We start from the raw sequence: 20804 nt of genomic DNA on the forward strand, positions 1-20804 counted from the left end.
GGGCGAGCGGACTCGCGCCGCTCGCGCTCGACTATTATAATTTACTTGGGGACAATTAATCCACCCTGCTTACTAAGGGGGGTTAGGGGGGATCGGATTCTATGCAACCTCATAAAAAATTGGTATTACTGGTTTACTGGTTGACTGGCTGTGCCTCTTAACCCATTTAAGCGACAAGCGAGCCGAAGCCGAGCGAAAATTAAATTCGAGGCTCGCTTGTCGCTGTTGAGCGTTACTTTCGTTCTTTGCGAAAGTAACGAGTAAAACGAGTAAACAACCAGTAAACGAGTAATAATTGAGGACTAAAAAACTTAGATTTCTTCGTCCAAAACTTCTACATCATCTACATCATCTACATCATCTACATCATCTACATCATCTACATCATCTACCTCAATAGGAGCGACAGAATTAGCAGAAACCAGAGCACCAGTCTCAAGTTTCTTTTTAACTAGCTCCTCAATTTCATTTTTGAAATCGATGTTTTTCTCCATGTGCTGGATCACTTTGTCTCGTCCTTGAGCTATGTTCTCTCCGTTGTAGCTATACCAAGAACCTTTTTTCAGAATTACTCCCATTTCGTCGGCCAAGTCAGTCAGACAGCCTAAAGTAGAAATGCCTTTGCCAAATACAATGTCAAATTCGGCAATACGGAAAGGCGGAGCAACTTTATTTTTAGCAACTTTAACTTTCGTGCGGTTGCCGTATTCTTCTGTACCTTTTTTCAAGCTTTGAATGCGGCGAATGTCAAGCCGCACGCTGGCGTAGAACTTGAGTGCGTTACCGCCGGTTGTTGTTTCCGGGTTGCCGTAAGTTATGCCGATTTTCTGCCGCAATTGGTTGAGGAAAATGACGGTACAGCCAGATTTGCCGATGTTGCCGGTGATTTTCCGCAAAGCTTGACTCATCAAGCGCGCTTGCAAACCCATGTGGGAGTCGCCCATGTCGCCTTCGATTTCGGCGCGGGGGACTAGGGCGGCTACGGAGTCAATTACTACGATATCGACGGCGACGGAACGGACGAGTTGATCGACTATTTCTAGGGCCATTTCGCCGGTATCCGGCTGGGAAACTAAGAGATTTTCAATATCGACGCCTAAAGCTGAGGCGTAGGTGGGATCGAGGGCGTGTTCGGCATCGACGAAGGCTGCGATACCGCCGGATTTTTGGACTTCGGCGATCGCGTGGAGAGCTAGAGTTGTTTTACCGGAACTTTCCGGGCCGTAAATTTCAATAACTCGACCTTTTGGCAAACCGCCGCCCAAAGCAATGTCCAGTGTCAGGGCTCCGGTGGGAATGGTTTCTACCCTCATGCGAGTGGAGTCTCCCAATCGGACGATCGCCCCTTTGCCAAAGCTGCGCTCGATTTGGGAAAGTACGGAAGTTAGGGCTTTTTGCTTTTCTGAGTTTTCAGTGGAAGTTTTTATAGACGCTTCTTTTTTTGCCATTTGCGGTACGCGGGTAGACCCCTTGCGGAGCTTGTTGATTAACTGTACAACACGTATGTTAGCAGTTATTTTTGGGGTCTGGAGGTTCTGGGAGCATTTGGTTGAAGATTGTTGATTTTGGGGTGGTTCAGCCTGCTCCCGCCTTCAGAATGCCCAAGATGTAGAAGATATTTAACTGGTTCCCCGGCTCTGTCTGGGAACCGATGTAAGCGAGGCTCTGCCTCGAAAAGCTTACATTAAAATTGGAGGCAGAGCCTCCGGATCTGTGTTACCAGGCTCTTCCTGGTAACAAGTAATCGCCACAATTAGGACAAGCATGGGATCTACAACACATCAAGACACATCTGTTAATACCAAAAATTCCGGCTGGTTGATTAACTTATTGGCGATCGGCATTTTACTAGGTATCGGATTTCGGTTTTTTGAGATCGATCGCAAACTGTACTGGCACGACGAAGCTTACACATCAATCCGCGCCGCTGGTTTCACCCGCCAAGAAATCGACAACGAACTATTCCAAAACCGGATTATTCCTGCACCACAATTGCAAAAATATCAGCGGATTAAACCGGGAAGTACAGAAGCAGACACGATTCGTTCTTTAGCACTAGAAGACCCGCAGCATCCGCCTTTATACTTTCTCATGGCTCGTTGGTGGATGCAGCAATTTGGCAGTTCTCTAACAGCATCGCGCAGTTTGCCAGCAATATTGAGTTTGCTGTCGCTGCCTTTGATGTACGCTTTAGCTCAGGAACTTTTCGCCTCGAATTTGGCGGCGTTATTAGCAACAGCACTTTTGGCTTTATCACCCTTTGACATATTGTTTGCTCAGACAGCAAGGCAGTACAGTTTGCTGACAGCCATAGTTATTGGCAGCAGTTGGCTGCTGCTGAGAGCAGTGCGGTTGCGGGGTTGGAAAAATTGGGTATTTTACTCGCTGGCGATCGCCCTTGGTTTCTACACTCACCCTTTCTTCAGTTTAACACTCATCGGACACGGAGTTTTCATAATTTCTTACTGGCTGTTTGTCAAAAAAACAAAATTGCGAGGTCATGTAACTAATTCCCAATTCTTTTTAGCAGTAACAGCAGCTTTAATATTGTATCTTCCGTGGATTTACGTGCTGGCGACTAACCTAGAACGTGCCTCATCTACGACAGATTGGACGCGAGTATCTCCTGGTTGGCTGTATCTTGTCAAATTGTGGACGCTCAGCTTTACAGCTTTATTTTTTGACTTCGACTTAGGCTTTGATAATATCTGGACTTATCTGCTGAGATTGCCATTTTTGCTGTTAATTGCGGCAGCCCTTTACAAAATCTGCCGCCGCACTAGCAGTTCAACTTGGCTGTTTATTGTAACATCAATTTTTGTACCTTTTTTGATACTGGCATTACCGGATCTAATCCTAGGTGGCAAACGTTCCGCCGTCAGCCGCTATCTAATTTCCTGCTTTCCAGGAGTGCAGCTAGCAGTTGCTTACTTGCTCGCCAGTAACGTGAAAATTCAGCAGCGGTTTTGGCAAGTCATTTTAGCCCTGGTTTTTACAGCAAGTATAGCATCCTGTACAGTCAGCGCTTTTTCTGATACTTGGTGGAGCAAAGACTTGAGCTATTTTAATGCTGAAGTTGCGAAAATTATTAACAAAGAGGCGATAGCTAATCGGTCGATTAAAGATACAATTGTAATTAGCGATCGCGGCAACGATTTTACGAACATGGGAGATTTGCTGTCTCTGAGTTATTTGCTCGACAAAGACGTGCGGTTGATGCTGCTGAGCCAGTCGCCAGAAATCGAGATGCTGAACAAATATTCGGCTCCCCTGGTGTTCCGCCCTTCGGAAAAATTGATCTCGGCACTCAAGCAAAATCAACGCCGCTTAGAGCCGATATTGCAGTATGCCAGACTTTTTCGAGTGCGGCGAGCTTCTTCTTAGAGCAGCTTGACATAAATGGACGATCGTCCCCGGTAGGGTACGTCAGTGGATTTTAGATTTTAGATTTTAGATTTTAGATTTTAGATTTATTCCACAGATGAATCTGGGAGATTAAACTTTGGTCTAAAATTTTTGGAGATTCACGATAGGAGTACGTGGCACGGTATCGGTTTTTGGGCGGGGGCAGAAAAAACTGTTTGAATTGCCTCAAATATTTCGACTGACGCACCTTAAATCACTATTTGGGCATTTTTGTCAATATTCCCGGTAAAGTGAGTCAGACAAAAAACTGTGTGAGTTGTCTCAGGTATTGGGGCTGACACACTTGACATCATCAGCAATAATTATTTGAAGAGTTAGGATAAAAAGCAATGCAAGAGTTAAATAATTCATCTTCCGAATCCGCGCAGAAATTTCGCGATCTTCAGACAGAATTACGCGAACGTTGGCGAGCAGTCGAAGAATTCGACGGCGGAGATTGTGACATTATTATCATTCCTTCTGTCAGCTTAGATCAGCAAGAAATGCAGAAAGTTGAGGGTGCTTACCATTACGAAGAGCGGCATTTATTTTCATTGATTCGCCTGCGAAATCCCCGCACGCGCTTAATTTACATTACCTCGGAACCCTTGCACCCGATGATTGTGGATTATTACCTGCAATTGCTGCCGGGAATTCCATTTTCTCACGCGCGCGATCGGCTTTTGCTGTTCAGTGCTTACGATGCTTCTGCCAAATCCCTCACCCAGAAAATTTTAGAGCGCCCCCGCTTGATGGAGCGCATTCGTCAAGCAGTGCGGCCGACAAAATCCTATATGGTTTGTTATAACTCGACGCCCTTAGAACGGGAGTTATCTGTTCAATTGGGGATTCCTTTGTTGGCTAGCGATCCGGATCTGTTATACTGGGGAACCAAAAGCGGTAGCAGGCAAATTTTTAAAGAATGTGGCGTGCCTTATCCTGACGGTTCCGAGTTGGTGTGGAATGCGGAAGATTTAGCGGAAGCTGCGGCGGATTTGTGGGCAAGGCAGCCGCATTTGCAACGGATCGTAATTAAGTTAAATGAAGGTTTTTCGGGGGAAGGGAATGCAATTTTAGATATGAAGTCCCTCGCAGGTAAAACATCTACAGAAAGAGCGAAGGCAATTGGCGATAGCTTCCATAATTTGCGCTTTCAAGCAACGGGCGAAACCTGGGAAAATTTTAGCAGCCGCATTCCCGAATTAGGGGCTATTGCCGAAGCATTTATCGAAGGAGAAGAAAAGTTCTCGCCTAGTGTTCAAGGCAGAATTGTCCCCAGTGGGGAAGTAGAAATTCTCTCAACCCACGACCAAATTTTAGGAGGCCCAGACGGTCAAATTTTCTTGGGTTGCCAATTTCCGGCGGACGCATCTTATCGAATAGCGTTGCAGGAATTGGGATGGAAAGTCGGGAAAAATTTAGCCGAAAAAGGTGCTTTAGAGAGATTTGGAGTAGATTTTCTCGCGGTGCGCCAATCAGACGGCAAATGGGATATGCAAGCAATAGAAATTAACTTGCGGAAAGGAGGCACAACTCATCCGTTTATGGCGCTGAAGCTGTTAACAAACGGTCGGTACGAACGTTCGACAGGATTATTTTACAGCCTGCAGGGCCGTCCCAAATATTATGTCGCTTCGGACAATTTAAAAAAAGAGCGCTATCGGGGATTATTACCGAACGATTTGATGGATATTATTGCTGACAATCAACTGCACTTTGACAGCGGTACTGAGACGGGCAGTGTGTTTCATTTAATGGGTTGTTTGTCTGAGTTTGGCAAATTGGGAGTGACGAGTATCGGCAATTCGCAGCAAGAAGCTGAGGATATGTATAACAAAGTTGTGAAAGTTCTCGATCGCGAAACGTCAGGGGATTTTAGATTTTAGATTTTAGATTTTAGATTTGATCCAGTCAGTCAGCTTAGATCCCCGGCTTCTTGAAGAAGTCGGGGATCTAATATCCCTAGCGTTTTGTATAACAACTGGCAAGACGATTAGGATGTTCTTAATCACCCAAATCATTGCTATTATTGAATTGGCCTTCTTGGTTCCGTTAGAGCTAATTTTTAGCGGGATAAAGGGGCGTGGGGTCGATCGAACCTGTGCGGTTGAGTGGCCAAAAACGCACAATTGCCCTACCAATGATATTTTGCTTGGGTACAAAGCCCCAGTAATGGCTGTCACAGCTTGCGTTTCGGTTGTCGCCGAGCACCAAGTAAGAATTTTGAGCTACAACTACAGGCCCGTAGGGATACTGCGGAATTTCTTCAATATATTTTTCCTGTAGCGGCTGCTTGTTAATAAAAACTTTTCCCTCTCTGACTTCCACAGTGTCCCCTGGAAGTCCGATCACTCGCTTGATATAGGCATCTTTGATCGGTGGCGGCTGTCCCGTGCACAAACTAGCCTGGTCAGGAGGCATAAATACGATAATATCTCCTCGCTGGGGCTCTTGGAATCGATAGCTGACCTTATCTATAATTAATCGATCGTTAATTTGTAAGGTTGGGAGCATCGAGCCGGTGGGAATGTAGCGTGCTTCGGCAACCAGGGTGCGGATACCAAAGGCTAAAAATGCTGCTAAGCCGATCGTCTTAATTCCTTCGATCCAAGGATTTTCGGTGTCTTGCGGAGGTTTTTCGTCGGCTGACTTGTCTAGACGAGTCATAGGGTATTGTAGTGACTGAGCTGGATACGAATTATAAACTTAATAATGCTTCCATGCTAGCACGCTGTTTACTGAATTAAGGATATCTTATGACTACCCAATCAAGTTTGTTAATCCGTCGCGCTCGCATTCTTTTGCCCAATGGTGAGTTTTTGGTAGGAGATGTACAAATATGCGATGGCAAAATTGTCCAAGTTGCTGCGGAAATTGTCGAATCTGGCGATCGAGAAATAGATGCGAAAGGCTTAACTCTGTTACCCGGAGTAATTGATCCCCAGGTACACTTCCGCGAACCGGGTTTAGAACACAAGGAAGATTTGTTTACGGCTAGCTGTGCTTGCGCTAAAGGTGGTGTGACATCGTTTTTGGAAATGCCGAATACGCGACCTTTGACCACAACCCAAGCTGCCTTAGATGATAAACTAAGTCGCGCTGCCGAGAAGTGTTTGGTGAATTACGGCTTTTTTATTGGTGCAACGCCGGAGAATTTGCCGGATTTGTTGAATGCGAATCCGACTCCGGGAATTAAGGTGTTTATGGGTTCGATGCACGGGCAGTTGTTGGTGGATGGAGAAGCAACTTTAGAGGCGATTTTTGCCAAAGGCGATCGACTAATTGCGGTACACGCAGAAGACCAAGCTAGAATCAACCAGAGGCGTCAGGAATTTGCTGGTATTACCGATATTGCAGTTCACTCGCAAATTCAAGACAATCAAGCAGCTTTATTGGCAACTCAACTAGCAGTAAAACTTTCTAATAAATATCAGCGCCGACTGCATATTCTGCACCTTTCAACGGGGGATGAAGCTGAGTTTTTGCGCCAGGAAAAACCGAGTTGGGTGACAGCAGAAGTTACGCCGCAGCATTTGTTGTTAAATACCAGCGCCTATCAAAAAATTGGCAGTTTAGCTCAGATGAATCCGCCTTTGCGCGAGCCCCGCGATAACGAAATACTTTGGCAAGCTTTACTCGACGGCGTAATTGATTTTATCGCCACCGACCATGCGCCGCATACATTAGCAGAAAAAGCTCAAGAATATCCAAATACGCCGTCTGGAATGCCGGGAGTCGAAACTTCTTTGCCTTTGATGCTGACCCAAGCAGTAGAGGGAAGATGTACAGTTGCTCAAGTTGCTAATTGGATGTCGGCGGCAGTTGCTAAGGCTTATAAGATTCCGAACAAAGGGGCGATTGCTCCGGGTTTTGATGCAGATTTAGTCTTAGTTGATTTGGAGAAATACCGCCCGGTGGTCGGCGCAGAGATGGCGAGCAAGTGCGGCTGGAGTTCCTTTGAAGGATGGAATTTAACTGGATGGCCAGTTGTGACTGTTGTTGGAGGAAAAGTTGTTTTTGAGGATGGTAAATTGGATACAAATGTGAGGGGAGAAGCATTGACATTTGACGCTGAGTAAGCATGAATTTAACTCAAGTGTTATAATTGGGTATTCCCGCTCGCCAAGGCGATTTTACCCATGCTTCTCCAAGAACTAGAAACACAACTCCTGGCCTTAACTCCGACTGAGAAAGCTGAAGCCATCCGGCTTTTAACCCAAAGTTTAAACAATAGCTGGCCAGGAATTACCAAAACTCCCGATGTGTGTGGCGGCGATGCTTGCATTGCCAAAACTCGCATCCCAGTTTGGCTGCTTGAAAGTTTTCGCCGTGAAGGTTCAAGCGATGCTGAACTTCTACAATTTTATCCCCATCTCAGCGCGGCCGATCTAGTCAATGTTTGGACTTATGCTGATGCACATCTGGAGGAAATCGAAGAAGCAATCTGCAAGAATGAGGAAGCCTGAGTCATGCTGAATTTGTATGCAGACGAACAATTTCCTTTGCCTGTTGTGCAATTGCTGCGCGCTTTTGGTCACAATATCCTGACTGTTCAGGAAGCAGGAAAAGCAGGCCTTGGGATTCCCGATCCAGAGGTGCTAGCATTTGCTATAAGCAAAGATAGAGCTGTTTTGACATTAAATCGGTTTGATTTTATCGGACTGCACAACCGACAGCCAGACCACTCTGGTATTATTGTTTGTACCAAAAATCGGAATGTAGAAATGTTGGCAACACGCATCAATGATGCTATTGCTGGTGAAGAAACTTTGAGAGGCAAATTGATTCGTGTTAACCGTCCGCAGTAAGTACGCGCTGAGATGTTACACCATTCTCTCTGAACAGGCAAGATGCCTGTTCCACAAAGAGTGAATTTTCTTCTTGTGGAACAGGCATCTTGCCTGTTCAGAAAAGGCTAAGTGAGAATGGTACAACATCTAAATTAAATCGCCCTGTCTCAAATTTCCAATTGCCAATCCAATAACTCGCCATTACCAATTACTTCAATTTGCCGCCCGTTATCTAGATAACTCAAAGAAATTTGCAAATAATTATCGGGTTTGTACTGCAATCTTTCCGCCCATTCGATCGCCACAATTCCCAAATCCATTTCTAACCCGTCCCAATAACTTTCTAAGTGCAAAGCCTCGGCTTCTTGGGGTTCTAGTCGATACAAGTCTAGATGATACAGCGGAATTCGCCCTGTAAAATACTCGTTAATCAACGTGAAAGTAGGACTCTCAATCGAGTCTGAGATTCCTAAACCTTCAGCGATACCTTGAACCAAGGTAGTTTTGCCTGCACCTAAATCTCCTTGTAATAAGATTATAGTGCCGGGGGGGAGCGATCGACCTAACGCAAAACCAAACTTGCGCGTAGCTTCAGCATCTGGAAGTGAAAGTATCATATTAGTCATTAGTCATTAGTCATTAGTTAGCAGTCAACAGTCAACAGTCAACAGTCAGCAGTCAACAGTCAACAGTCAACAGTCAACAGTTAACAGTCAACAGTCAGCAGCTTAAATGTTCTGGGCGCGGCCGTACCAACGCAGCAACATCCCCGCCAACCTTTGCGAATTGTGGCGAATTAAACCCGTATTTTGATCTTCATCCATGACATTGGCGATGACAACTCGTCGCCCCAATTGCGTTACGGCTTCTCGATCGAGCACAACCGGATAAGAATCCTCCTGAGAATAGCGGATCAAAGCCTTTGCAGAAGGGACTTTTCCTTGAACTACTACAGCATCGAACAGCGGCCGGCCACAAGCGCGGTCGATCGCCCGAATGTGGTCTGCAACACTGTATCCGTCAGTTTCCCCCGGCTGAGTCATAATATTGCAAACATAAATGCGGGGAACTTCGCTATTGGCGATCGCATCAGCAATTTCCGGCACCAACAAATTCGGAATGACACTCGTATAAAGACTCCCCGGCCCAATAATAATAAAATCCGCTTCCCGAAGTGCTTGGGCCACCTTGGGCAACGCCGGAGGATTAGCAGGAGTGCAGCCAATTTTGATGATTTTTCCGTTAGCTTTTGTAATGCTGGACTCCCCCTCAATCCTGCGACCGTCCGCCAGTTCTGCCCACAAAGAAACGTCGCTCAGAGTAGCCGGCAGCACCTCTCCCCTAACTGCTAAAACTTTAGAACTCGCCGCGATCGCCTGTTCCAAATCTCCAGCAATATCGCTCATCGCCGTCAAAAACAAATTCCCAAAACTGTGACCCACCAAACCGTCACCAGCCCGGAAACGATATTGAAATAACTCAGTCAATAACTTTTCCTCATCTGCCAAAGCAGCCAAACAATTGCGAATGTCTCCCGGCGGCAATACCCCAATTTCCCGCCGCAGCCGCCCGGAAGACCCGCCATCATCCGCCACCGTGACAATAGCAGTGATTTTGGCGCTGTAATCCTTCAATCCCCTGAGCAAATTAGAAAGGCCCGTACCGCCCCCAATTGCCACAATTTTCGGGCCGCGGTGCAAGCGACGGTGGTTGAGGAGTCGATCGACCAGTTCCTCATTCCCTTCGGGCATCAGCACTTGAGTAATAGAGTTCAAACTGCGAGTTTGTCCCCACAGAATTAATAAAATCCCGCCAGCAATGATGATCGGGCCCGACACGTAATTAGGAACAACTTCCGCAATCCACGCCAAAAAATTTCTCAATAATTGCAATAAGAAGAAAATGGGAGTCATCCCAGTCCAAATCGCTAAACCCAAAGTGGCAAGTACCACGCCGCTGGCACTAATCAGCAGCCACCGTTTCACTAACAGTCCGGGGGCTAACCACTTAAACCACTGGTGAACTCGCCCGTTCCGCAAAGAAGGGGGGTAAGGATTTCTGGATTGGGCAAAAACCTGCTTGGCTTTAGCCAAGACGCGGAGGGCTTTAGGAAGTGAACTAATTGACATGGTTAATTAGTCTTAAGGGTATTGGAACAGCTCGATCTGACAAATTTACAATACAAGAGAGTTTTGATTCTGGCAGTCAATTTAAGTAATTAGTGATTAGTCATGAGTCATGAGTCATTAGGTAGACTGATGACTGATGACTGACAACTTATTGATAACATCCTATGGCTGAGCCACTAATCGAACTCAAGGGGGTAAGTAAGTCCTTCGGCCAGAACCCGATCCTCGATCGAGTGGATCTGAGGATTTATCGGGGAGAGGCCCTGGCAATTATTGGCCCTTCCGGGACGGGGAAATCTACGATTCTGCGGATAATTGCGGGTTTGTTGGCCCCGGATGCCGGTGAGGTTTTTGTTCAGGGACAGCGCAGAGTCGGATGGGTGGACGACGTGGCAGATCCGATCGGAATTGGGATGGTGTTTCAGCAAGCGGCTTTGTTTGATTCGCTGACGGTGGAGGAGAATGTCGGTTTTTTACTTTACCAGCATTCTAAGCTGCCGCGCCGCCGCATTCGGGAATTGGTGGAGGAAAAGTTGGAGATGGTGGGTTTGCCGCGAATTGGCGAACGCTATCCGGCGCAGTTGTCTGGGGGAATGAGGAAGCGGGTAAGTTTTGCCCGCGCGATCATGGCGAATCCTGATAATGACAGGGATAATCCAGAGGTTTTGCTGTACGACGAACCGACGGCGGGTTTAGATCCGATCGCTTCGACGGTAATTGAAGATTTAATCAGGGACTTGCAGGCGGCCCAAGGTGTTTGCAGCACTTATGCGATCGTCACTCACCAAGACAGTACCATCCGCCGCACTGCCGATCGCATCGTGTTTCTCTATCGAGGCAAAGTGCAGTGGGAGGGAACTGTCAATGACATTGCATCGACAGATAATTTACTTATCCGACAATTTTTTAGTGGCAGTGTTACTGGGCCAATTCAAGCGCTGGGATAGTCAGCCAATTTTAGATTTTAGATTTTAGATTTTAGATTGAAATGACCGATGATGAATGACTAATAACCAATGACCAATGACTAAGGAGGTAATATGCGATCGCGAACTGTAAGAGAAGGTTCTGTCGGGTTCTTAATTTTAGTAGGAATCGGTTTATTTGGCGGCTTAGTGCTCTGGCTGCGGGGCGTGCAGGTAGGGAACCGCAGCTACAAATTCGCCGTAGAATTTGCCAGCGCCCAAGGAATGCAAATAGGTACGCCCATCAGGTATCGCGGGGTTGCAGTCGGTAAAATTACCGCCCTCCAACCGGGTTCCAACGGCGTAGACGTGACGCTGGAGATTGCCCCCGGAACTTTAGTGATTCCCAGGGATGTTACGATCGAAGCGAATAAATCGGGTTTAATTGGCGAATCGTCGATCGACATTACACCCAACTCGATTTTGCCAGAATCATTAGTTACCGCCAATCCCGTTAGTGCCGACTGTCCCCCAGAGATTATCTGTCAAAATTCGCGCTTAAAAGGTCAAGCTGGAGTCACTATCGATGAACTAATTAAATCCACAGTCCGCCTAGCTAATTTCTACACTGACCCCGCGCTGTTCAACAATATTAAATCTCTTGCAGAAAATACAGCAAACACAGCTAAAGGTGCAGCTAAACTCACTCAAGATTTATCAAATTTAACTCAAACTGCCCAAGCGGAAATAAAAACTTTAAATCAATCTGTAAGGGGAGACCTTGGGAGTTTAAATCAATCTGTCAAAACCGAAATAGCAAGTTTAAATCAATCATTAAAGGGGGAAGCTAGCAGTTTAAATCAATCATTAAAGGGGGAAGCAAGCACCTTAAATCAATCGCTCAAGACGGAAATATCAGCCGCCGCCGCTGATGTTTCTAAAGTAGCAGCTACTGCGGACACTTCCACAAAAGCCGTATCTGCCGCTGCGATAAATTCTGCTAATTCAGTAACTCAAGCAGCCAATCAAATTACATTAACAGCCAACCAACTCAATTCTTTAGTAACAACCAACCGCGCCAGTTTAGTCTCTACTCTGAATAACATCAATCAAAGCAGTCAGGAACTGCGGGTAGCTGTCAGCAGTTTGAGTCCGACAATAAATCGAATCAACCAAGGACAATTGCTGAACAATTTAGAAGTTTTATCAGCGAATGCGGCCCAAGCTTCTAGTAACTTGCGAGATTTATCCAGCCAGGTAAACAATCCCGCCAATTTGCTATTATTGCAGCAAACTCTAGATTCTGCACGAGCTACATTTCAAAACGTCCAGAAAATTACTTCCGACGTGGATGATTTGACAGGAGATCCGGCTTTCCGCAACAATATTCGCAGGTTATTCAACGGATTGGGAGGCTTATTGGGTTCGACAGAACAACTGCGACAGCAAGTTAAAGTGACTCAAACATTAGCTCCCCTTTCTGAGAAAGTAAATGCGAGTAAAACTGCCAGAAATCAATCAGTAGAGCCGGGATTTCCTCGCTTGCAAAAACCGCCCAAATTGCCTGTTCTACCTTCTCAAACTGCAAGATCAGCAGAACCAGTGGCTCCCGAAAATACTCCTTAAAACAGGGTATTATTGAATAACCGCCAGTGCAATATTCGCGACTTACTCTAGTTAGTAATGTGGGGAATACGCACTCCGATTACAGCTAGTTAATAAAGTGCGGCTTTCGCACCCTGCCTTAAAGTTCTTGTCCAAATCATATTAAGAAAAAACTCATTCTATCGCAACCAGGAAAACCAATGACGCAAACTTTATCGAAACCGGAAGAAACCAAAAAGAAGTATAATATAACTTGGGAAAAATTGCCAGACGACTTTAAATTACCCGACGATCCTGTGGAAAACATCGACCAACCACTTTTAGCTGCGGCCCTGCGAGAAGCCTTGGATCTCGCAGGATTTATCCTAGCTTCAATGCTAATAGCTTCCAATTTTGGACTGTGTGCCAAAGTTAACGACAAAACAGTAGTAAAAGCACCAGATTGGGTGTATGTTCCCTCGGTATTGCCAGCAGAACCAGGAGAAGTTCGCCGCAGTTATACGCGCAATGCTGAGGGAGAAGTACCCGCAGTAGTGATGGAATTTTTATCGGATACTGACGGTAGTGAATATTCAAATAAACCGACATATCCTTACGGAAAATGGCGGTTTTACGAGCGAATTTTGCAAGTACCGATTTATGTAATTTTTGAACCAAAATCGGGAGTGTTGGAAGTGTACAGACTCTCGAATTCGGGAGAATACGAACTGCAAGAACCGGATGCTAATCAGCGATTCTGGATAGAATCAATGGGTTTATTTTTGGGGGTTTGGGAAGGTGAAAAATCTCAGAGAACGGGTTATTGGTTGCGCTGGTGGGATGAGAATGGCAATTTGCTGCTGTGGGGTGCTGAACGGGTGGAACAGGAACGCCAGCGCGCCGAAGAGGAACGCCAGAGGGCCGATCGACTAATGGCATACTTGAGAAGCCAAGGCATCGATCCTGATGGCATTTGAAGGTGTGAAAGGTCGATAGACCTTTCGGCCATTAATCCAATCCCATTTTGATTGCACCATCGAGTCAGCAAGGGCGTTTGAGATTAAAAATAACCACAATTAAGGAGCGATCGGCATGACTGCAACAAAATTAAAAGAAAAATTAGATCGGCTTTCTGATGAATTAGCCTCAGCACTAGAAGCGGAACGCCAGCGTGCTCCTGAACTCACATCTTTGCTACCGCGTTACCGAGCTCGGTTTGGCGAAATCTCAGAGAGTAACGGCTAAAAAGTAAGGGTGCGATCGCGCTTCATCGATCTCGATCGCCCGCGTGTTATTGTCACCTAAATGTCATTGACAAATCTAAGATTTTGTGTAGGGGCTAGAATTGGTTTCAAATTTTAAATTGCGAAGGGCGATCGTTTTGCGATCGAACTTGGGCATTCTAGAGATTAGGTGCTTTGCGAGTGCCTGGAAAACAGCGACACCAAGAGTTAGCAATGGAAAGCACACAGAAAAAATCTAGTGATAGTCGGGTTCATCGGAGCGATCGAATTAAGCAGATTTTTGCGTTAGTATCAATGGTTGGCTTTGGTGGTTCGGCAATTTTTGGTATGGTGAGTCTGTTCGGCAGCGGTTTGAGCAGCCAGCACCAGCAAAAATCTGCTCCGGTAGCAGTTTCTCAGGAATCTTTGCTGGCGGCGCAGGAAAGGGGATATGAGACGGTTTTGCAGCGGGAACCTCAGAATCCGACGGCTCTGGAGGGGTTGGCAAATGTGCGGTTGCAGATGAATAATAAGGTAGGGGCGATCGAGCCTTTGGAGAAGTTGGTGAAGCTAAATCCCGATCGGGCGGATTATAAGGTATTGTTGGGGCAGGCGAAGGGGAAGTAGTAGGCGATCGGTTAATTAAGAATTGGCGAAATCTCAATTTTATTATCTATCCTAGGTATCAATAATGTCATCAAACAATTTCTTTTCTATTATCATCCCTACACGCCAGAGACATGATACATTAAAACATTCGATTCAGAGTGTACTTAATCAAACTCATAAGGAGTTTGAACTGGTGGTTATGGACAATTTTAGTAGTGCAGAAACTGCCGAAGTTGTAGCTTCATTTAATGATGAGCGAATCAAGTATTATCGCGCACATGAAAGACTCTCCATGTCTGACAATTGGGAATTGGGGTTATCTCACGCTACAGGAGAATACATTACTGTTCTCGGAGATGATGATGCTTTAATGCCAGATTGCCTCGAAATTTGTTTAAATCTTCTCCAGGAATATGACGTGCAGACAGTGGCTTGGTCTCGGGGCACTGTATATTGGTGGCAGAGTGCGATCGTCCCTTGGCATAAGAATAAATTGTACGTTCAGTTGCAGGATCAGGTAGCTGTAAATTTTCAAGCAAGACAAAAATTAAAGCAGTTCTATAATTTTGAAGTTTCTTATGGTGAACTCCCCATGCTCTACAATGCTTTTATTCCTAGAGCCTTAATAGAAAAGATTAAATCTGTTCATGGTAAATATTTCATGTCATCTATTCCCGATGTGTATTCGGGTGTGATTAATGCCTATTATTTAGAAAATTACTTATATTCTTTTCGCCCTCTTTCAGTGGCGGGCAATTCTGGACATAGTACGGGAACTTCATCGTGCTACCCCAGCTTGGATGGGAAACCATTTAAAGATTTTTTAAACGATGCCAAAAAAGATACCAAGAAACTGCTGCACGATAGTTTAGTACCATCAATCAACCCATTTATGTGCATTGCTGACGTGCAAGTTAGTACCAAAGAGTTATTTTTCCCGGAGGATGAAGAAATTAAATTTGATATTTTAACTGTCGTAAGGGCTGGTGCTTCAAGTATCAATATGGATATTGGCGAGTACGACACTCGTTTGCAAGAAATTGAAGAATTGGCTAAAAAACATAAAATTCCCCCTTCGCAGTTTAATATTCCTGAAAGACAGACGCATCAGCCCCAAGCATATCAAGGTCCCATGTCGGACGGAAATGGCTCAATAGGTACCTGGGCGATTAATGGAGAGCAAGCGGGAATATCTAATGTGGCTCAAGCGGCGAGGCTGGTATGGGGAATGTTACCTGATTTAAGCTTTTTTCGGGTTAACTATCTGTCTAAAGAGTACAGAAGTGATCTCTACCAAAACCTGAACTTAAGAGAAATCAATTTAATCGTATTTCCAGACTGGAATCAGCCGGAACCCTCTTTAAATGAGGAGTTTGCCCAGGTAATAAGAGCGATAGTAACTCACCCAGACAAAGATAAGATGACTCTGCTGGTAGACAGTAGCCAAATTTCTGATGAAGATGCTAATCTTGCTTTATCTAGTGTGGTGATGAACCTGTTAATGGAAGAGGACTTAGATGTCTCCGACGGGCCTGAAATTTCTGTGATTGGACTGTTGAGCGAAATTCAGTGGGAAGCTGTGAAACCTCGCCTGCATGGTAGAATTGTGTTGCAGTCTGAAAATAAAGAGGCGATCGCCAGAGTACAAGCCCAACACATTCCCACTCGTGAGCTAGACAGCTTAATTATCAGCAACTCCCCTAATGAAATCAGTTCTCCTTCTTAAGGGTATCCTGCGGTGGGCTAGCTCCAAAAAGCCTAGTTCCCGCTTGCTCATATAATTCTCTAGAAAGTGGGTGCAAAAGATTGTATTCTAAAACATTTTTCACAACTAGCAGCAATAAGCCAGAATCTACCTCAGAGGATTGATCCGACTTCAGAAGCTTGATTACGCCCAAAGAATCGAGTTCAGCTTCTGTATAGATCCCCATCCGAATAGACAGGTTAATCAAATGCAATAGATTATTAATGTCTGTCGGATTGATTTCCCGTAGATGATGGCGGATTGTCCAAGTAATTCCATAGTCTCCGAATTTTCCCCGTCGCTCCGCTTCTGTTTGCAGGACTTGCATTAAATCCTTTGTCCACAGATCGACTTGTTCGCTATCTCCTCCCGTCATCCCCATCAGCCATGTCGCCTGAGCTTCTATCTCTTGTGCGTCTAATAGCAACGCCAACCCCAAATACCAATAGTGAAACCTATTATCGGGTTCAGCTTCAATAGCCTCTTCGTAGAGATGGGCAGCTCGGCTGTAATCTCCTTGAAGTAAGTTTTGATAAGCTTGATTCTGGATAGTTTCTGCTTGAGTCAATCCAGTTTTTTGTAAAAATTCAAAGGGCGTCAAATTTTCGATCTGTGCGATTAAGGTTTCTCGATACGCTTTCAAATGCGCCCTCAGTCTTTCTTCCTGCTCGTTTTCTGCCACATAACGGGATTCTTTTGTAAACTGACCTGATTCTTTGACAAAAACCATATCAACCTGAAATAAAGCTAAGTCTGAATAACGACAAGCAAGATTGACAAGATCATAGGCTACAAAACCTTGCTCTTTCATAAAGTTTATAACACTAGCCATCTTATCAAATCTAGCTGTTACATATAAATTAACTTCTACAATTACCAACTCTGTATTTTGAAGAGTTTGAGTTGCACCTGCTAGGACATCTAGTTCTCTACCATCTACATCAACTTTGATTAAATACGGCCCTTCTAACTGGCGAGTTTTACAAATTTCATCCAGAGTAACGGCCGGGATTGTCCTTAGCTCAAAATTTTCGGAGCTAGCTTCACCATCCTCTGAGATGTAAGAGTGGATAAAGTTGCTCACATTCACTTGAAGAGGCACAACTCCTGCCTCTGTGGAAGCAGCAGCAATTATATAGTCTGCTCTTTCAAGATGTTGACAGATTTTTTTTAGATATGGTTCGTTCTCGGCTATGGGTTCGATCAGGAGATATCTGGATTTTGGAAAAGCATAATAAATCTCAAATGTACCTAATCCAGCACCTACGTCAATAACCGTTTCCGGATCAAAACCCAACTGCTTTGCATTCAATAATGACCCCAACATTGAACTTCTAGGAATGTGATTATTCGTCATAGTAATTTTTTCCTCTGTTATGCCTAGGGCAGCATTTAATTGCCAGCTTCTACGTAATTTCGCCACATCTGCTCGTATGCTTTCTCCATCTCTAGCGTAAATTGCTTGCCATTCCACAGTGGAGCCGTTTGTCGTGACTGCCGCAGTTTCCAGGATATATGCTGCCGCAGGGCCGCATCTTTCCCTAAACGAATTCCCCATTCTATATACTCTTCATCTGTCCAAGCAATGCCTTCGTTAATCCCAGCATTCATCATCATTGTGTAGCTGTTGCGAGCTGCAAACTGCTCTCCAACTTTTGTCACTAAAGGAACACCCATCCACAAAGTTTCTAGAGTGGTTGTAGCCCCATTATAGGGATAGGTATCCAAAACTACATCAGCGATACTAAGGTTGGCTCGGTGAACTTCTGACGAGACTACCTCTGGCACAAATCGTAATCGATTAAAATCTATACCCTCTTCTTGTGCTAAGTCATTAAAGAGTTTTTTAATAGACTCTTCCTCACCTGCTCCTTTTATTATGAAATAACTATTAGGGACTTCACTGATAATTTTCATCTGGAGCCGTGCTGTATCAGGATGCCGTTTGTAACCTATCTGAGCACTAAGGTATATGACCGCATCAGTAGGAATATCTAACTGATCGCGTCGCAGTGTTGGTATCCCCACCTCAAAACCATCTACTGCTATGTAGGTTTGAGGTAAACGCCATATCTTTTCAGAATAATAATCCTGAGCTGATTCTGGTAAAACATAAGGATCGGCAATAAAATAATCAATTGTAGGTAGCCCTGATGCGTCCCATCCTAGCCATGTTATTTGCACAGGTGCAGGTTTAAGCGCTATCACTTCATAGCTAACATCTGAGGTGAGGCTGTCAAGATCAACTAGAATATCAATTTCATCTTGAGAAATTTGCTCAGCGATTTCAGTACCGACAATCCCGCACCTATATGCTTTAGACACTTGATTTACGTACCATTCTTGTAGCGGGTCCTCCATATTCCTATAATTAATTAAATAGGCATGCAGTTGAAAACGCTCCCGATCGTGATATTTGATTAGCCATCGAGCTAGCGACCCCACCGCGTGGGTCGCGAGGCAATGAGATAAATAACCGATCTTCAAAGGTTTGGTTAAACTACTAATATTTTTGCGATGAGTAAACTGGCGCTGCCTGTATAGTTCTATCTGCTTTTTAGCAGAGTTTTGAATATTGACTTGGCATATTTGAGCTAATTGGTTACTGATTTTTCTGTATTTTTTGGGTTCATCTCTAAAGTAAGGGAAAAAGAAGGGGGTAAGAAACAGGTTATGAGCTGTAATTAAGTCCAATGAAATTGGCTGTTCAGCTATCAAGGACTCTTGTAGAGATTGGAGGCGATTAACGACTGAGACAGCTTCTTCCCAATATCCACCGGCGCTCATTAACCCCCGAAGGACGAGATGCGTTGCATAGATTTTCACAGGCAAAGATTCTGCTAATGAATATAAAATTTTAGCGGTCTTTATCCCTTCATTATATTGACCTGCATTCTGGTAAAAAACACTTAAAAGACAGATAATATCTAGATTGTTTGGATCTAAGCGTAAACACAATTCAGCAAAGTGTACTGCTTGCCTGGAGTTTTTCCACAAAGTTGCCAGTCCAAAAGCCGTTGGTATTACAGAGTTAATATATAGTTGGCAGTCACAGACATGAGTAAGGCAGGCTTCTGCCAATTCCAAGGATGATGGGTGCAAAGGATCGTATTCTAAAATGCTTTTTAACACCTGCATCAATACCTCGAAGTTTACTTCTCCAGATTCTTCTGATTTAAGAAGTTTAATCACTCCTAGAGAAGTCAGTTCCTCAGCCGTAAAAGTCCCCAGCCTGACGGAAAGCTCAAGCAAGTATAACAGGTTGTTAATATTTGTGGGAGCAATCTCCCGGATGTGGTGCCGAATTGCCCAAGCAATCGAGTCCTCTTTCAAAGCCTCCCTGCGTTCTGCTTCTGTTTGCAGAACCATTATCAGCTGATCAGTCCATTGCTCAATTTGTTCTGGCTCACCCTCTGCCATGCCTAACAGCCAAGTAGCTTGAGCTTCTAGCTCTTGCTCCTGCAATAATAGCATTAGCCCCAAATTCCAGTAGTGAGACTTGGTATCTGGTTCCGTAGCAATTGCTTGCTCATATAGGTTGGCCGCCAGAGTGTACAGTCCTTCAGTTAAGTATTTATGTGCTTGTTCTTCCAAGGCTGCTAAATCTGTAGACGAGGTGTTTTCTAAAAATACCACCATAAGTAAGTCTCCTTTTTTATCCTTATTGTTATGATCTTGCTGCAAAAAAATACTGCAAAGAACATACCTAAACAAAATAACTATTTAGTGATAATTTGGCTACAAGAGTGGGTAGCGTTCAGAACACTACCCATTGTTGCATCAGCTTCTGATGAGGCTTGCAGGAACAATTCTAGCTTTAAAGGCTAGATCAAGCCTACTTAGAAACTTCCGTCCATGCGGTACCTGTACAACCCAAACTGGCAGCGGCAACCGTTGCATAGCCCGTTACAGGTCCTGCGCCGGCCGCAGTTCTTTCGCACAATACCGCCGCAGTGGTTCTTTCAGTTGCTCCTGCAGGCTGAATTAAAGCTACTTTTCCTGCGTATGCTTTGAGCGCTTCCCCTATGGGTTGTGCGACATTTCCCACCTCAGTAGCATTTGTAGCAGGTGCTATGGGATCGAGCGCGTAGTTATAGTTTTGAGTCTGCGTTTTTATGCCAAGATTCAACTCGCCAACAGATGTGGCAAATCTACCACTTTCTGCGAAGGTAGCTTGTTGAGACCTGTTCATGGAACCGATATACTGCTTAGCTTCTGACTGCTTAGCTTTGTTGGCTTGGTTCAAGAAGGAGGGTAAGGCAATGGCCGACAAAATTCCGATGATGATGATAACCACCAGCAGTTCAATTAAGGTGAAACCCTTATCCCGCTTCTGATTGAGGTGTTGTAGAAATTTCGCTTTCAATTCAGTTTTCATGTTTTATTTCTCCAAATCGCGTGAGATGCTTGATTTT

General features: G+C 44.8%; 18 protein-coding genes. 11 read left to right on the forward strand and 7 right to left on the reverse strand.

The window, feature by feature from the left end; genetic code table 11:
- Positions 1-311: 311 nt before the first annotated feature.
- Complete coding sequence (gene recA, locus QUB20_RS09560) at positions 312-1448, reverse strand: recombinase RecA (RefSeq protein WP_333245567.1); 1137 nt, start codon at positions 1446-1448, stop codon at positions 312-314.
- A gap of 316 nt (positions 1449-1764) precedes the next feature.
- On the opposite strand from recA, the gene QUB20_RS09565 reads away from it, so the two are divergent.
- Both QUB20_RS09565 and QUB20_RS09570 read left to right on the forward strand, forming a co-directional pair.
- Positions 1765-3384, forward strand: coding sequence for a glycosyltransferase family 39 protein (locus QUB20_RS09565; RefSeq protein ID WP_333245569.1), 1620 nt, complete (start codon positions 1765-1767; stop codon positions 3382-3384).
- A 371-nt stretch (positions 3385-3755) separates the two neighbouring features.
- Positions 3756-5291, forward strand: a complete 1536-nt coding sequence (locus QUB20_RS09570; protein ID WP_333245572.1) for a peptide ligase PGM1-related protein — start codon at positions 3756-3758, stop codon at positions 5289-5291.
- Positions 5292-5463: 172 nt separating this feature from the next.
- Here QUB20_RS09570 and lepB read toward each other — a convergent pair whose 3' ends face one another.
- The gene (lepB, locus tag QUB20_RS09575) at positions 5464-6072 is read right to left on the reverse strand and encodes a signal peptidase I (RefSeq protein WP_333245575.1); all 609 of its coding nucleotides are present in this window, start codon (positions 6070-6072) and stop codon (positions 5464-5466) included.
- 89 nt (positions 6073-6161) lie between these two features.
- Here lepB and QUB20_RS09580 point away from each other — a divergent pair, with 89 nt between their 5' ends.
- The 3 genes from QUB20_RS09580 to QUB20_RS09590 are packed head-to-tail and all read left to right on the forward strand — an operon-like array spanning position 6162 to position 8213.
- On the forward strand, positions 6162-7484 hold the full coding sequence (locus QUB20_RS09580; RefSeq protein WP_333245577.1) for a dihydroorotase: 1323 nt from the start codon (positions 6162-6164) through the stop codon (positions 7482-7484).
- Between the two features lie 60 nt (positions 7485-7544).
- On the forward strand, positions 7545-7871 hold the full coding sequence (locus QUB20_RS09585) for a DUF433 domain-containing protein (protein WP_333159647.1): 327 nt from the start codon (positions 7545-7547) through the stop codon (positions 7869-7871).
- 3 nt (positions 7872-7874) lie between these two features.
- Complete coding sequence (locus QUB20_RS09590) at positions 7875-8213, forward strand: DUF5615 family PIN-like protein (protein ID WP_333245580.1); 339 nt, start codon at positions 7875-7877, stop codon at positions 8211-8213.
- 149 nt (positions 8214-8362) lie between these two features.
- Here QUB20_RS09590 and tsaE read toward each other — a convergent pair whose 3' ends face one another.
- Both tsaE and QUB20_RS09600 read right to left on the reverse strand, forming a co-directional pair.
- The gene (tsaE, locus tag QUB20_RS09595; RefSeq protein WP_333245677.1) at positions 8363-8812 is read right to left on the reverse strand and encodes a tRNA (adenosine(37)-N6)-threonylcarbamoyltransferase complex ATPase subunit type 1 TsaE; all 450 of its coding nucleotides are present in this window, start codon (positions 8810-8812) and stop codon (positions 8363-8365) included.
- Positions 8813-8923: 111 nt separating this feature from the next.
- A complete protein-coding gene (locus tag QUB20_RS09600; RefSeq protein ID WP_333056231.1) occupies positions 8924-10324 on the reverse strand; it encodes a gluconeogenesis factor YvcK family protein in 1401 nt (466 codons plus the stop codon).
- Positions 10325-10488: 164 nt separating this feature from the next.
- On the opposite strand from QUB20_RS09600, the gene QUB20_RS09605 reads away from it, so the two are divergent.
- The 6 genes from QUB20_RS09605 to QUB20_RS09630 all read left to right on the forward strand — a co-directional run bounded on the left by QUB20_RS09605 (position 10489) and on the right by QUB20_RS09630 (position 16371).
- On the forward strand, positions 10489-11271 hold the full coding sequence (locus QUB20_RS09605; protein ID WP_333066584.1) for an ATP-binding cassette domain-containing protein: 783 nt from the start codon (positions 10489-10491) through the stop codon (positions 11269-11271).
- A gap of 93 nt (positions 11272-11364) precedes the next feature.
- Positions 11365-12855: an MlaD family protein gene (locus QUB20_RS09610; protein ID WP_333245583.1), complete on the forward strand. Its 1491-nt coding sequence runs from the start codon at positions 11365-11367 to the stop codon at positions 12853-12855.
- Between the two features lie 179 nt (positions 12856-13034).
- A complete protein-coding gene (locus tag QUB20_RS09615; RefSeq protein ID WP_333245586.1) occupies positions 13035-13790 on the forward strand; it encodes a Uma2 family endonuclease in 756 nt (251 codons plus the stop codon).
- A gap of 115 nt (positions 13791-13905) precedes the next feature.
- A complete protein-coding gene (locus QUB20_RS09620) occupies positions 13906-14058 on the forward strand; it encodes a hypothetical protein (RefSeq protein ID WP_333245589.1) in 153 nt (50 codons plus the stop codon).
- 212 nt (positions 14059-14270) lie between these two features.
- Positions 14271-14663: a tetratricopeptide repeat protein gene (locus tag QUB20_RS09625; protein ID WP_333245593.1), complete on the forward strand. Its 393-nt coding sequence runs from the start codon at positions 14271-14273 to the stop codon at positions 14661-14663.
- A 64-nt stretch (positions 14664-14727) separates the two neighbouring features.
- The gene (locus QUB20_RS09630; protein WP_333245595.1) at positions 14728-16371 is read left to right on the forward strand and encodes a glycosyltransferase family 2 protein; all 1644 of its coding nucleotides are present in this window, start codon (positions 14728-14730) and stop codon (positions 16369-16371) included.
- Here QUB20_RS09630 and QUB20_RS09635 read toward each other — a convergent pair.
- The 3 genes from QUB20_RS09635 to QUB20_RS09645 form a co-directional block, all read right to left on the reverse strand.
- Complete coding sequence (locus tag QUB20_RS09635; protein WP_333245598.1) at positions 16355-17863, reverse strand: FkbM family methyltransferase; 1509 nt, start codon at positions 17861-17863, stop codon at positions 16355-16357. The two genes, QUB20_RS09630 and QUB20_RS09635, sit on opposite strands and share 17 nt — an antisense overlap.
- Positions 17782-20073, reverse strand: coding sequence for an O-linked N-acetylglucosamine transferase family protein (locus QUB20_RS09640; protein ID WP_333245600.1), 2292 nt, complete (start codon positions 20071-20073; stop codon positions 17782-17784). The genes QUB20_RS09635 and QUB20_RS09640 overlap by 82 nt, the downstream gene beginning before the upstream one ends.
- Before the next feature lie 151 nt (positions 20074-20224).
- Positions 20225-20767 (reverse strand): type IV pilin-like G/H family protein, encoded by a 543-nt coding sequence (locus tag QUB20_RS09645; protein WP_333245604.1) that lies wholly within the window; start codon positions 20765-20767, stop codon positions 20225-20227.
- Positions 20768-20804: the final 37 nt, after the last annotated feature.

This window comes from Microcoleus sp. B4-C2, from assembly GCF_036705265.1.
In the GTDB taxonomy this organism is placed as follows: Bacteria; Cyanobacteriota; Cyanobacteriia; order Cyanobacteriales; family Microcoleaceae; genus Microcoleus.